Below are 13,629 nucleotides of genomic sequence, written 5' to 3'. Positions count from 1 at the left end.
ATTTCATATCGAACAAAGGATATTCGCGTATGGCAAAGATAAATGACAACTACCTGAAGCTGAAAGCCGGGTACCTCTTCCCCGAAATCGGCCGCCGCGTGCGTGCCTTTGCGGAAGCCAATCCCCAGGCCAACGTGATCCGCCTCGGCATTGGCGATGTGACCAGGCCGCTCCCCCCGGCAATCCTCAAGGCATTCCACGACGCGGTCGACGACCTGGCCAAGGTCGAGACCTTTGCCGGCTACGGCCCGGAGCAGGGGTACGACTGGCTGATCAACTCGGTCATCGAGAAGTCCTACAACAAGCTGGGGGTAGAACTCAAGACCAGCGAGATTTTTGTCTCCGACGGTTCCAAGTGCGACTGTGCCAATATCCTGGACATCTTCGCCATGGACAACGTGGTGGCCATCGGCGATCCGGTCTACCCGGTGTACAACGACACCAACGTCATGATCGGCCGCACCGGCGAGGCTGACGACAGGGGCTACTACAAGGGGATCGTCTACATGCCCTGTACCGAGGCCAACGGCTTCATTCCGACGCTGCCCACGGAGAAGGTGGACATCATCTACCTCTGCTTCCCCAACAACCCCACCGGCACCGTGGCCAGCCGGGAGGAACTGAAGAAGTGGGTCGATTACGCCATTGCCAATAACGCCGTGATCTTCTTCGATGCCGCCTACGAGGCCTTTATCACTGATCCGGCCATCCCCCATTCCATCTACGAGATCGAGGGGGCAAAGAAGTGTGCCATCGAGTTCCGCTCCTTCTCCAAGACCGCCGGATTCACCGGTGTGCGCTGCGGCCTGGTTGTGGTTCCGGAGGAGGTCATGGGCAGCACGGCCACGGGTGAAGCCTACAGCTTCAACAAACTCTGGCTGCGCCGCACCACCACCAAGTTCAACGGCGCCTCCTATCCGGTACAGAGGGCCGCCGCCGCGGTCTATACCGACGAGGGCTGGGCCCAGACCAAGGAAATCATCGATTACTACATGGAGAACGCCCGCATCATTCGCGAAGGGCTTGCCGAGGCCGGTTGCACGGTCTACGGCGGGGTTAACGCCCCCTATATCTGGCTCAAGACCCCCGGCGGCATGAGCAGCTGGGAATTCTTCGACAAACTCCTGACCGAGTGTAACGTGGTCGGGACCCCCGGCAGCGGCTTCGGGCCCAGCGGGGAGGGGTTCTTCCGGCTGTCCGCCTTCGGCAACCGGGAGAACGTGATCGAAGCGGTGGAGAGAATCAAGAAGAACCTGAAGTAGCACAAAGGGCGCCCATGAGGCGCCCTTTGTGCTTTACGGTATACTATCTCGTGGCCAATGGTTTCACAGGGAATACGAAGAACGCGTTGTTGCCGTTCTTATGTATATCGGCATGAGCGGCGGGGTGGGGCATGGCGGAGATAGAGAAGAGTCTTGCGGAGAACAGGAACAATGACGACGAATTGAGATTCGACGGATTCTCCATCGATCAGATCGCGGATGCCGTCTTGTGGATTTCCCTGGAGGGGCGCATCCTGAACGTCAACGCAGCTGCCTACGCCATGCTGGGGTACAGCCGCGAGGAGCTGCTCTCCCTGTAGGGCCTTGACCTGAATCCGGGGTATGCCAGGGACGACATCCCGGCAGATGTCGATGCGTTGAGGAGAGTCGGCTGCAAGCGTTCAACGCGAGATTGCACGACCAGGGATGGGACGCAGGATCTTGGTGGAGATAACCAGCAGCCACCCGAAGCCTGATGGCCGGGAATACGTCTGTTCCGTAATGCGTGACATCAGCGACCGTGTGAACGTCGAGAGGGACGCCTCTTTTTTCAGGACTCTCATCGAATACACCCGCGATCCGGTGTACGTGCTCGATCCCGGGGACGGCGGGAGGATGGTGAACGTCGCTCGTTATCGAAAACTGTAAAAAAAGCTTACAAAGCGCCGTACGGGCTTTGTTTCGGTGCGTGATATTCTGGGTAAGCTTCCGAAATAACAGTAAAATCATGTTCTGGTATGCCTTATGCAAAATCTTGCTCACGTACGATATGAATTACGACGGCCCTGTCATCTGCCAGGATCGCGTTCTTTGCAGCAGAGTGCCCTTGGAAAGGAGATGAGGACAGATGCCGTGGTACAACAATCCGGTCATAACCCGTAAGGTCTTGAACAGGATCGCCAACCGCCATCCACGTGCAACTATTCAGGACCTCGACAGAGCTCTCGACTATGCAACCCAGTTGATCTGGAGCAAGCAGGAACAGTATTACGAGAGCAGGCAGCTCGTGCAGGGGGGCACAACGGAAGAGTAGTGACCCTTGTACGGCATTGACATTAATGCAGTAGCGACGACCCGCGGCCCGGTGGCATGCGGGTCTTTTTGTGTGTGCGGGGGATGGCAGATGCCACCCGTCGGCAGGGGAGACGGCGTGCTTCGGCCATCCACCGACACCGACCACCGCCATGGCCCCGGCGGTGGTCGGCGAGAGGGGAACGGGGATTGATTGACGGGAGTTGCGTCGCCATGAACGAGAACCTGCACAGTTCGCGCTTCAGTGTAAGCTGTTCCGACGGTTCTCAACCTTGACCCCGTGGCCTATTCCTGCTATTAGAGAGAGTCCTTTCGAAGCAGACTGACCACAAAAACTCCCCATCGGAGGTGTCCTCGTGACATTTCAGGATCTCATTCTTTCACTGCAGGGGTACTGGGCCAAGCAGGGCTGTATCATCCAGCAACCCTACGATACCGAAAAAGGGGCCGGTACCTTCAACCCGGCCACCTTTCTGCGCGTTCTCGGTCCTGAGCCGTGGAACGTGGCCTATGTGGAACCGTCACGCCGCCCCACCGACGGGCGCTACGGCGAGAACCCCAACCGCCTGCAGCACTACTACCAGTTCCAGGTGATCATGAAGCCGTCCCCCCTGAACATCCTCGACCGCTATCTTGATTCCCTGCGCGCCTTTGGCCTTGATCCATGCAAGCACGACATACGTTTCGTGGAGGACGACTGGGAATCCCCCACCCTGGGGGCCTGGGGGCTTGGCTGGGAAGTCTGGCTGGACGGCATGGAGATCACCCAGTTCACCTATTTCCAGCAGGCCGGGGGCATCGATCTGAAGCCGGTATCCTCGGAGATTACCTACGGCTGCGAGCGCATCGCCATGTACCTGCAGGGTGTGGACAATGTCTACGACCTGGAGTGGGTCAAGGGGATAAAATACGGCGATATCCACCACGAGAGTGAAGTGGAGTTCTCCAAATACAACTTCGAAGAGGCGGATGTGGACATGCTGCTCAAGCTCTTCGGCATGTACGAAAAGGAGTGTCTGCGTCTTGTGGAGCGGGACCTGGTCCTGCCGGCCTACGACTATGTGATGAAATGCTCCCATGCCTTTAACCTGCTGGATGCCCGCGGCGCCATTTCGGTCACCGAGCGCGCCTCCTACATCGGACGGGTCAGGAACGTGGCCCGCGTCTGCGCCGAGGGATACCTGCGCATGCGCGAACGGCTCGGCTTTCCACTGCTGAAAGGAGGTGTTGCCTGATGGGCGTCAAAGAACTCTTTCTGGAAATCGGTACCGAGGAGATTCCGGCCGGGTTTATTCCCCGGGCCATGGCCGAGATGGAGGCCATGATCACCAGGGAACTGACCAATGCCCGCCTGAGCTATTCCACGGTGCAGACCATGGCAACGCCCCGCCGCTTGGCGCTGGTGGTGAAGGATATCCCGGCGGTGCAGCCGGATGCCGAGATTACCGCCACCGGCCCCTCCAAAAAGGCCGCCTTCGATGCCGACGGCAAACCGACCAAAGCAGCGGAAGGTTTCGCCAGGGGGCAGGGGGTAACGGTCGACCAGCTTCAGATCGTCACCACCGACAAGGGAGAGTATCTGGCGGTGACCAAGACGGAAACCGGACGGCCCACCCCTGAGCTGCTGTCGGAGATCCTGCCGGCGATGATCGCCAGCATCCCCTTCAAGAAGTCCATGCGCTGGGGGGATCTGGATGTGCGCTTTGCCAGGCCGATCCACTGGATCGTGGCCCTGTTCGACGGGATCGTGGTTCCCTTCGTTTTCGGCAACATCGAGAGCGGTAGTGTCTCCCGCGGGCACCGCTTCATGGCCAATACCTCATTCCCGGTGCGCAATTTCAGCCACTACCTGGACGAATGCGAGCGCCACTTCGTGATTGTTGACCCGGAACGGCGCAAGGAGCTGATCCGTCGCGAGAGCCACCGTGTGGCCGCGGCAGCCGGCGGACACCTGCTGCCCGACGAGGAGCTGCTGGAGCAGATCACCTACCTGGTGGAGTATCCCAGCGCCGTGCACGGAACCTTCTCGCGTGAATTCCTCAAGGTCCCCAAAGAGGTGCTGATCACCTCCATGCGCAGCCACCAGCGCTACTTCTCCATCGTGGATGGCCAGGGCAACCTCATGCCCGGCTTCATCACCATCAACAACACTCTCACCGATGATCCGGGTGTGGTGGTCAAGGGGAACGAGCGTGTCCTCCGGGCGCGTCTCTCCGACGCACGCTTCTTCTTCGAAGAGGACCAGAAGGTCAAGCTGGATGAGCGTGTGGAAGAGTTGAAAAAGGTGGTCTACCAGCAGAAGCTGGGCACCTCCTTCGAAAAGATGGAACGCTTCAGGGCGCTGGCCGAAGAACTGGCCGACAGGCTGAACCCGGCTGTGAAATCAGAGACATCCCGTGCCGCCTGGCTCTGCAAGGCGGATCTGGTGTCCGGCATGGTCGGTGAGTTTCCCGAGGTGCAGGGGATCATGGGGCGTGAATATGCGCTGCTGGAAGGTGAATCAGGGGACGTGGCCTGTGCCATTGCCGAGCACTACCTGCCGATCCAGGCCGGTGGGGAGCTGCCTGCCAGCGACATCGGTGCGTTCGTCTCCATTGCTGACAAGCTTGACACCATCTGCGGCTGTTTCAGCGTGGGGCTGATTCCCACCGGCGCCGCCGACCCCTATGCCCTGCGGCGGGCCACCATCGGCATCATCGCCATCATCCTGGACAGGGGCTATCGCCTGGGGCTTGCCTCCCTGATCGACCGCTCCCTTGATCTGCTGGAGGCCAAGCTCCTCAGGCCGAAGGAGCAGGTTGCAACTGAGGTGCTGGAGTTTTTCCGCGGCCGCTTCGTCAACCTCCTGGGAGGCGAATTCGACGCTGACGCGGTGGAGGCGGCTGTTTCGGCCGAGTTTGACGACCTGGTGGATGTGAAGAGCCGCGTCGCGGCCCTGGCGCAGTTCAAGTCCCACCCCGACTTCGAGCCGCTGGCGGTGGCCTTCAAGCGCATTGGCAACATCATCAAGGGGGGCACCGATGCCTTGGTCGATCCGTCCCTGTTCCAGGACGCCGCCGAGGGTGCCCTGTACCAGGCCTTCCATGAGGTCAAGGTGCATGTCAGCGCACTGGTCGAGCAGGGAGCGTGGCAGGATGCCCTGACCCGTATCGCCGGTCTGCGCGCCCCGGTTGACGGCTTTTTCGACAAGGTCATGGTCATGGCCGAGGATCAGCGGGTGCGCAGCAACCGCCTGGCCCTGCTGACGGCCATAGACCGCATGTTCGGACGGATCGCCGATTTTTCACGCATAGCGTAACAACCGGATCAGTATCCGGGCGTTATCCTGCGCCGCCGCTTTTTGAGTTGCACCCTGTCTCCAAATCGTCTTCAGGGAGAGTGCCGACATGTCCGCTACCGCACGCATCATCCTCTGTAATGCCATTGTCATACTGTTGAGCATTGCAGCAATCAGCATCTTCAACCCGCGGGGTGACCTCCTGATCAACGGCCTGATCTGTCTGCTGCTCCTGGCGGTCAGCTCAGGCCTGATCGTGCGCTTCAGCCGCAGCGCCTTCAAGCCGCTCGCCGGGATCATCGCCGCGCTCGAGCGGGCTGCTGGCGGAGACCTGTCGGTTCGCGCCGAGCTGGGCGGGGGGAGTGAGGCCGTCCGCCTGGCCACCGCCTTCAACACCATGATGACCGACATGAACCAGGCCATGCGGCAGTTCTTCTCCGTTGCCGATCTGGTGCGTGACTCGGTGGTCATGGTCCGCTCCACGACCGAGGCCATGGCGTCGGCAGCCGAGGAGGTGGCTATCCAGTCCAGCACCATCGCCACCGCCAGCGAAGAGATGGCAGCCACCTCCGGTGACATCGCCCGCAACTGCCTGTATGCAGCGGAAAATGCCCAGAAGGCCACCGAACAGACCCACAGCGGCTCGCAGATCGTCCAGAACAGCGCCCGCCTGATGGATAACATTGCCAAGCGCGTGAACGAGTCGTCCCATACCGTTGAGGGACTGGGGCAGCGCTCGGACCAGATCGGCGCCATCGTTAATACCATTCAGGACATAGCGGATCAGACCAACCTGCTGGCGCTGAATGCGGCCATCGAGGCTGCCCGGGCAGGGGAGCAGGGGCGCGGTTTCGCCGTGGTTGCCGATGAGGTGCGCGCACTGGCCGAGCGGACCACCAAGGCCACCCGGGAGATCGGCGGCATGATCACGGCTATCCAGGTGGAAACCCAGGCAGCGGTTGACTCCATGGTGGAGGGGGTCGATCAGGTCGGCCAGGGAACCGAGGAGACCGCCCGCTCTGGCGAGGCTCTGGAGGATATTCTCGGCAGGATCAACGAACTGGCCATGCAGGTCAGCCAGATCGCCACCGCAGCCGAGGAACAGACCGCCACAACCAGCGAGATTACCCAGAACATCCAGATGATCACCAGCGTGGTCGAACGCAATGTGGAAAGCGCCCGCGGCACGACGGTCGCCACAGCCAGGTTGTCGGAACAGGTGGACCGGTTGCATGAACTGGTGGGGCATTTCCGGCTCTCCAATGCGCTGGAGTGGGATGCCTCCTTTGCCACCGGCATCGGAACCTTCGACGATGAGCACAAGACGCTGTTCCGGATGGTCAACGACCTGCACGATGCCATGCAGCAGAAGCGGAGCAAGGAGGCCATCGGCCAGATCCTGGACGGCCTGGCCGACTACACGGTCAACCATTTCGCCGGAGAGGAGCGGGCCTTCTCCCGTACCGGCTATCCCGAAGAGGCGCAGCACCGGGAACTGCACAGGAAGCTGGTGGACCAGGTCGTGGAGTTGCAGGGGCGCTTTCGAGATGGTCAGGCCCTTCTTACCCAGGACGTGATTACATTTCTGCAGAACTGGCTGGTCAACCATATCAAAGGTGTTGATAAGAAATACGGCCCCCATTTAACCAAGAACGGTGTAACGTGATTGCAATTATCGATTATGGCATGGGCAACCTCCGCTCCGTGCAGAAGGGCTTTGAAAGGGTCGGCGTCGAGGCGGTTGTTACCGATGATCCCCGGCTGATCCTGGAGGCTGATAAGATCGTGCTCCCCGGCGTTGGGGCTTTCCGCGACTGCATGCGCAACCTGGAGCAGGCCGGTTTTGTGGAGCCGATCCTCAAGGTGATCTCCGACGGTCGCCCTTTTCTGGGGATCTGCGTCGGAATGCAGTTGCTCTTCAGCGATAGCTCGGAGTTCGGCCTGTATGCGGGGCTGAATGTAATACCCGGGCATGTGCTCCGCTTTCCCGAAGGGATGCGGGAGGGGGGAGAACTGCTGAAGGTCCCGCACATGGGGTGGAACCAGCTCAATATCAGGCGTCGGCCACCAGCCTTTGAGGGCATCGAAGAGGGCACCAACGTCTATTTCGTGCACTCGTACTACGTTAAGCCGGATGATGACGGCGTGGTTGCCACCACCACGGGCTACGGCTCTGAGTTCTGTTCAGCCGTTTGGAAGGACAACATCGTTGCCACCCAGTTCCATCCGGAAAAGTCCCAGCATGCGGGCTTAAGCATACTGAAAAATTTCGCGGCACAAAATTGATACTGAAAGGTGCACCATGCTTGTAATTCCTGCGATTGACCTGAAAGACGGGGTTTGTGTTCGCCTTGAACAGGGGCTGATGGACAGGGACACGGTTTTCAACGACAACCCCGCCAGTCAGGCCCTGGAGTGGCAGAACCAGGGGGCTGAGCTGCTGCACATCGTCGATCTGGATGGGGCCTTTGCTGGCACACCGCGGAACAAGGCGGCCATCGAGGCCATCGTGAAGGCCATCAGCATACCCGCCCAGTTGGGTGGCGGTATCCGCGACCTTGCCACCATCGAATCCTATCTCTCCTTGGGGCTCTCGCGGGTCATTATCGGTACGGCAGCCCAGCGCAACCCGCAGTTGGTGAAAGAGGCCTGCGCAAAATTCCCCGGCAGGATCGTTGTCGGCATCGATGCCAAGGCCGGCATGGTTGCCGTGCAGGGATGGGCCGAGGTCACCGGGATCACGGCTGTTGACCTGGCGCGGAAATTCGAGGACTGCGGGGTCGCTGCCATCATTTATACCGATATCAGTCGCGATGGCATGCTGCAGGGGCCCAATATCGAGGCGACCCGCTCACTGGCCGAGGCGGTGGCCATTCCGGTGATTGCCTCGGGAGGGGTCTCTACACTGAAGGATATCGAGAATCTGATGACCATCGAGCGGAGCGGGGTAACCGGGGTGATCACCGGCAAGGCGATCTACACCGGGGCTATCAGGCTGCATGAGGCCATCGCGCTCACCGGGAAGGATAATCAGGAATAGGCTATGCTGACAAAGAGAATCATTCCCTGTCTGGATGTCAAGGGTGGCCGGGTCGTCAAGGGCGTGCAGTTTCTGGAATTGCGTGATGCCGGTGATCCGGTGGAAATTGCGGAAATCTACGACCGGCAGGGCGCCGATGAGCTGACCTTTCTTGATATTACCGCTTCCAGCGATGAGCGGGACATCATCATCGATGTGGTGCGCCGTACCGCCGAGCGGGTATTCATGCCGCTGACCGTTGGCGGCGGCATCCGCACCGTGCAGGATATCCGTCGTCTCCTTAATGCAGGGGCGGACAAGACTTCCATCAATACCGCAGCGGTGCATCGGCCGGAGTTCGTCCGCGAGGCGGCCGAACGCTTCGGCTCCCAGTGTACGGTTGTGGCCATCGATGCCCGCCGTGTGCCAGGAGAGAAGCGCTGGGAGGTGTATACCCATGGAGGTCGCAATCCCACCGGGATCGATGCCGTGGAGTGGGCCGTCAGGATGGAAGAGTTCGGCTCGGGCGAGATCCTGCTTACCAGCATGGATTGCGACGGCACCAAGGACGGCTATGATCTGGAGCTGACCCGCGCAGTTGTAGATGCTGTCTCCATTCCGGTTATCGCATCGGGCGGAGTCGGAAATCTGGAACACCTCTATGACGGTTTTGCGCAGGGCGGCGCCAGTGCCTGTCTGGCCGCCTCCATTTTTCATTACCGCGAATATTCCATCGGAGAGGCCAAACAGTATCTTAAGGAGAGAGGGGTGCCGGTCCGCCTATGACAGAGCAGAATCACATTCTCGATGCCGTATACGGGGTTATTCTGGCGCGAAAGGCCACTCAGACGGAAAACTCTTACACCGCCAGCCTGATGAGGAAGGGGCTTGACTCTGTTCTGAAGAAAGTCGGTGAAGAAGCTACTGAACTGGTCATTGCCGGTAAGGGAGGAGTGGCGGACGAGGTCGTATACGAGGCCGCCGACCTTTTTTTTCATACCCTGCTGCTGCTTAGCTATCAGGACATTCCGCTGGAAAGAGTGTATACCGAACTGCGTCGCCGTTTCGGTATCTCCGGTATAGACGAGAAGAATTCCAGAACAACGTGACCCGGGGCAGCTGCTCTGGAATTTGTTGTTGACAAAAATTGAATATCTGTTAGTGTTAAAAACTTGCTATTTTGTATGGGCTGTGTGTGAAGCACAACAGCTACTTCACAATGGGGGGAGGGATACTGAATGCCGGGAGTAAAAGTCAAGGAAAGCGAACCGTTTGAACTCGCCCTGAAGAAGTTTAAAAAGCAATGTGAAAAAGCTGGAATACTTTCAGAAGTTCGCAAGCGCGAACACTTTGAAAAGCCAAGCATCAAGCGCAAGAAAAAGGCGATCGCAGCCCGTAAGCGTGCGCTCAAGAAACAGCGCAAGATGATGGACTAGATGATGTGACGCGTAAGGCTGTACCTGTCGACACGAGGCGTTGACTGACCTTCCCTGCTAAAAAACATTTGCGGATAAGAGCGTTACAGCTTATGTCGGTTATGTCCGACTCCAATTTCTGGCTGTTTTGTGGAAAAAATGGGGGTCGGTATCGCGTTCTTCGGGAAACCGATTTGCGCGTACAGAGAAAGGGCGTGGCGCTCAAGCGTCTGCTCGCCTGGCGGCAGGAAGAACCGACGAAAGATTGGTCAGCGGCATTGCCAGCCGGTATCTGGTCTGGCAATGCCGTGTGCCATGATATTCGGTACATTTGTCCTGCTTACCTGAAATGGTGAAGGGGCCATCAATCTGATTGCCCCTTCTTTCGTAGTCGTTTCAAGGTTCTGCGATGAATCTTCTAGACATCATTATCCTGCTGGTCCTGCTCTTCTTTGCTCTCAAGGGCCTGCTTCGCGGGCTTGTAAACGAGGTGTCTTCCCTCGCCGGTCTCCTGCTGGGTGGATGGCTTGCATACCGATATTATCCAAACCTCTCTGTTCCCCTGAGGAACGTCCTCCACGTCCCGGAACATATCGCAGCATTTCTTTCATTTGTACTTCTCTTGATGCTCGTTGGATTCATTGCCCACATTCTCGGTAACATTGTTACAACGGCACTCCATGTTGTCATGCTCGGCGGTCTCAACCGAGTGGGGGGCGGGGTACTAGGAACGGCTGAAGGAGTTTTGCTGCTCAGTATGCTGTTCTGCATTGGTACGGCGGATTTTATGCCGATGAAACTGAAACAGAAAATACAAATGACCGAATCAGCACATATGTTCGCACAAATTGGTGATAAACTTCTCTTTACGTGGCGCGGGAGGCCTGGAGTCCAACGATGATTCCAGATCATAAAGTTCGCGAGGTAGTGGAGCGCGCTTCGATTGTCGAGGTCGTTTCCGAGTATGTCCCGTTGCGACGCTCTGGCGCGAATTATCTTGGCCTCTGTCCGTTTCACGCCGAAAAGACACCATCTTTTAATGTTAACCCGGCACGTGAGATTTTCCACTGCTTTGGTTGCGGCGTTGGCGGTAACGTCATTTCGTTTGTAATGAAGATCGAAGGCTTAAGCTTTCCCGAATCGGTGAAGCTGCTTGCTCGCAAAACAGGCGTGGATATCGAAGAGCGCCTGCTTACGCCGGCGGAAAAGCAGGCCCAGGAAGAACACAAGATTTTTCGGCGGATACAGGAGTTGGCAGCCGCATACTATTGTGGTGTGTTGCAACGCGCCTCGGAGGCTGGACTAGCCAGGGAGTATCTGGAAAAGCGGAATGCCAGTGGTCAGATAGCTGAAACCTATGGACTTGGATTTGCGCCTGACCGACGTGATGGACTTGTGCAGTACCTCAAATCCCAGGGTGCAAGCCTTGACCTTGCCCTGAAACTGGGAATTGTCCGTAAGGGTGATCGTGGCTGGCATGACCTTTTCCGCAACCGGTTAATCTTTCCCGTCCGGTCACCCAAGGGTGATGTGATTGCCTTTGCGGGGCGCGTGCTGGACGGATCGTTGCCCAAATATATTAATTCGCCTGAGTCGCCGCTCTACCATAAAAGCTCGGTTCTCTTTGGTCTCGACTTGGCGCTGCCGGCGATCAGGACCGAAAACAGTGTCATCATCGTCGAGGGGTACTTTGACCACCTTGCTCTGTATCGGGCAGGCGTCCGTAACGTGGTAGCTACATGCGGTACTGCGCTGACCGCACGTCATGCCGCCTTGATCAAGAGGCATTGCGCCAGGGCGTTCACGCTTTTTGATGGTGATTCTGCCGGTCAAAAAGCAACCATACGGTCAATGGAGCTTTTCCTGGAGCAGAAGCTGCCGGCGTATGTCATTGACCTGCCTGCCGGAGATGATCCTGATAGCTTTCTTGATGCAAATTCTGTGGAGGCATTTCGCTCCTGTCAGAAAAACGCGAAGCCGGCGTTCGAGTATTTCATTCGCTATGTAATGGCTTCGATCCCGGCGGACAGTGTTGACAGCAAGGTCAGGATTGTCGATGAGTTGGTACCCCGTTTTCGTAAGATAGCCGATCCGCTGGAGCGCGACCTGTATGAAAAGGAAATCTGCCGTCTGCTGGGGATTGCGTCGCATGCGTTTCGAAAACGTCTGGGGGGGATGGATGTCAATAGCCATGATCTTACGGAAGGCGGGAAGGGCGGCACGCCACCGGGAGACTCGCGTCAGGAAACACTTCTGGGTCTCATCTGCGCCTACCCGGAGGCATGCAGCGAGGTTGCCAAGTGTGGTGTTGACAAGTTGTTTGATGGTCAGTATCTGGCTCTGGCGCGGTTCGTGTTGGATGAGGTGGCGGCAAACGGACAATTACGAACCTTGAGCCATGTAGTTGATAAAATTGAATCGGAAGAATTGAAGCTCTTTCTTTCTCGTCTGCTGGTATCAGATAACCACCTGGAAGGTGTCGATTGGAAAGATGTCTTTGAAAGTTGCCGACTGATCAGGGAAAAAAGTGCGCTTCACTATGGTTATAAGGATATTGCCGCCCGACTGGCGCAGCTTGAGCCAGGTTGCGAGGAATATATGTCACTGCTGCAGCAGGCGGAACTGTTGCGCACCAGAAAATCAAGACTGTAGTCATATTGTTGACTGCGTTTGAGGTGAACGAATGGTTAAAAAAAATATGGACGGCGTTAAGCAGTTGATTGATCTCGGCAAGGAAAAGGGTTTCCTGACCTTCGAAGAGGTTAACGACATCCTGCCGCCAGATATTGCCACGGAACAGATAGATGACGTCATGGGCATGTTTGGCGATCTGGATATCGAGATCGTTGACTCTGCCCAGAAAGTCAAGATTCCGAAAATGAAGCTTGAGATGGAAGAAGAAGAGGAAGCGGAAGGTGAGGCCGAAGAGGTCGAGTTTGAGCCTGGCTCCATCGGGCGTACAAGCGATCCGGTGCGCATGTATTTGCGTGAAATGGGCTCTGTTTCCCTTTTGACCCGCGAAGGCGAAGTTGAGATTGCCAAGCGTATTGAGGATGGAGAGCGTGATGTTGCCAGCGTTATTCTTAATACGCCGATTACCATAAAAGAGGTGCTGCAACTGGGAGATAAGCTTCGCAAATTCCAGCTGAATGCTTCTGAAATCAGCAAAGAGGTTGAGGAAGAGTCTCTGGATGATGAGGAAGAAGATCTTCCCAAGCTGCGCATCCTTGAGATTATCGATGCAATTTCAAGTGGTGATGAGGAATTGACTGGCCTTTCTGAAGAGCTTGAAAAATGTGCTGCCGCCGCCAAAAAGAAGGAACTTGAGAAAAAAATTCAGGAACTCAGGGAGTCGCAGGCAAAACTGCTGATCTCGCTGCGCCTGAAGGATCGCCACATAAATAAAATATCAGAACGCCTGAAGGAGTTGTCGTTTAAGGTCGACAGGCTCATGAAGGAATTGGCTGATCTGGAGGATCTGATACCAGCTGAGAAACTCAGATTTTTCATGGACAGTTACCATAAGGATGAAGAAAAAGCTCAGGCCGAGTTGCGTAAGCTCAAACTGGGCGCAGAAGAACAGGATAGAGTTGATGCCCGATTGCTTTCCACAGCGCGAAAGCT

15 protein-coding genes (1 of these 15 only partly in view) are annotated in these 13,629 nt (G+C 57.2%); all 15 read left to right on the top strand.

Translation table 11 applies throughout. The features are described 5' to 3' along the window. Nucleotides 1–29 precede the first annotated feature (29 nt). Nucleotides 30–1,262: an LL-diaminopimelate aminotransferase gene (locus tag PPRO_RS20630; RefSeq protein WP_011736892.1), complete on the top strand. Its 1,233-nt coding sequence runs from the start codon at nt 30–32 to the stop codon at nt 1,260–1,262. Nucleotides 1,263–1,393: 131 nt separating this feature from the next. After that, nucleotides 1,394–1,582 (top strand): PAS domain S-box protein, encoded by a 189-nt coding sequence (locus PPRO_RS15210; protein ID WP_041532364.1) that lies wholly within the window; start codon nt 1,394–1,396, stop codon nt 1,580–1,582. A 124-nt stretch (nt 1,583–1,706) separates the two neighbouring features. Continuing rightward, on the top strand, nt 1,707–1,910 hold the full coding sequence (locus PPRO_RS15205; protein WP_041532363.1) for a hypothetical protein: 204 nt from the start codon (nt 1,707–1,709) through the stop codon (nt 1,908–1,910). A gap of 199 nt (nt 1,911–2,109) precedes the next feature. Then, a complete protein-coding gene (locus tag PPRO_RS15200) occupies nt 2,110–2,295 on the top strand; it encodes a hypothetical protein (RefSeq protein ID WP_041532362.1) in 186 nt (61 codons plus the stop codon). A gap of 355 nt (nt 2,296–2,650) precedes the next feature. Beyond that, nucleotides 2,651–3,529, top strand: a complete 879-nt coding sequence (gene glyQ / locus PPRO_RS15195) for a glycine--tRNA ligase subunit alpha (RefSeq protein ID WP_011736891.1) — start codon at nt 2,651–2,653, stop codon at nt 3,527–3,529. Then, nucleotides 3,529–5,592 carry a glycine--tRNA ligase subunit beta gene (gene glyS / locus PPRO_RS15190; RefSeq protein WP_011736890.1) on the top strand — a complete coding sequence of 688 codons (2,064 nt, stop codon included), beginning with the start codon at nt 3,529–3,531 and terminating at the stop codon, nt 5,590–5,592. Before glyQ ends, glyS begins: the two co-directional genes overlap by 1 nt. Nucleotides 5,593–5,680: 88 nt before the next feature. Then, the gene (locus PPRO_RS15185; RefSeq protein WP_011736889.1) at nt 5,681–7,237 is read left to right on the top strand and encodes a bacteriohemerythrin; all 1,557 of its coding nucleotides are present in this window, start codon (nt 5,681–5,683) and stop codon (nt 7,235–7,237) included. Beyond that, the gene (gene hisH, locus PPRO_RS15180) at nt 7,234–7,857 is read left to right on the top strand and encodes an imidazole glycerol phosphate synthase subunit HisH (RefSeq protein WP_011736888.1); all 624 of its coding nucleotides are present in this window, start codon (nt 7,234–7,236) and stop codon (nt 7,855–7,857) included. Before PPRO_RS15185 ends, hisH begins: the two co-directional genes overlap by 4 nt. A 16-nt stretch (nt 7,858–7,873) precedes the next feature. Continuing rightward, nucleotides 7,874–8,611, top strand: a complete 738-nt coding sequence (gene hisA, locus PPRO_RS15175; protein WP_011736887.1) for a 1-(5-phosphoribosyl)-5-[(5-phosphoribosylamino)methylideneamino]imidazole-4-carboxamide isomerase — start codon at nt 7,874–7,876, stop codon at nt 8,609–8,611. Nucleotides 8,612–8,614: 3 nt separating this feature from the next. Beyond that, complete coding sequence (gene hisF, locus PPRO_RS15170) at nt 8,615–9,376, top strand: imidazole glycerol phosphate synthase subunit HisF (protein ID WP_011736886.1); 762 nt, start codon at nt 8,615–8,617, stop codon at nt 9,374–9,376. After that, a complete protein-coding gene (locus PPRO_RS15165) occupies nt 9,373–9,699 on the top strand; it encodes a phosphoribosyl-ATP diphosphatase (protein ID WP_011736885.1) in 327 nt (108 codons plus the stop codon). Before hisF ends, PPRO_RS15165 begins: the two co-directional genes overlap by 4 nt. A gap of 129 nt (nt 9,700–9,828) precedes the next feature. After that, nucleotides 9,829–10,026: a 30S ribosomal protein S21 gene (rpsU, locus tag PPRO_RS15160; protein WP_011736884.1), complete on the top strand. Its 198-nt coding sequence runs from the start codon at nt 9,829–9,831 to the stop codon at nt 10,024–10,026. A gap of 388 nt (nt 10,027–10,414) precedes the next feature. Beyond that, complete coding sequence (locus PPRO_RS15155) at nt 10,415–10,906, top strand: CvpA family protein (protein WP_011736882.1); 492 nt, start codon at nt 10,415–10,417, stop codon at nt 10,904–10,906. Then, nucleotides 10,903–12,657, top strand: coding sequence for a DNA primase (dnaG, locus tag PPRO_RS15150; RefSeq protein WP_011736881.1), 1,755 nt, complete (start codon nt 10,903–10,905; stop codon nt 12,655–12,657). The genes PPRO_RS15155 and dnaG overlap by 4 nt, the downstream gene beginning before the upstream one ends. A gap of 31 nt (nt 12,658–12,688) precedes the next feature. After that, nucleotides 12,689–13,629: the 5' portion of an RNA polymerase sigma factor RpoD gene (rpoD, locus tag PPRO_RS15145; protein ID WP_011736880.1), read on the top strand. The gene runs 808 nt beyond the window's last position; only the first 941 of its 1,749 coding nucleotides appear in the window; it begins with the start codon at nt 12,689–12,691; its stop codon lies off the right edge, out of view.

The sequence above is a fragment of the Pelobacter propionicus DSM 2379 genome (genome assembly GCF_000015045.1).
GTDB lineage: Bacteria > Desulfobacterota > Desulfuromonadia > Geobacterales > Pseudopelobacteraceae > Pseudopelobacter > Pseudopelobacter propionicus.
The sequence above is the reverse complement of the archived record's forward strand: the minus strand, read 5'-3'. Positions and strand labels throughout refer to the sequence as shown.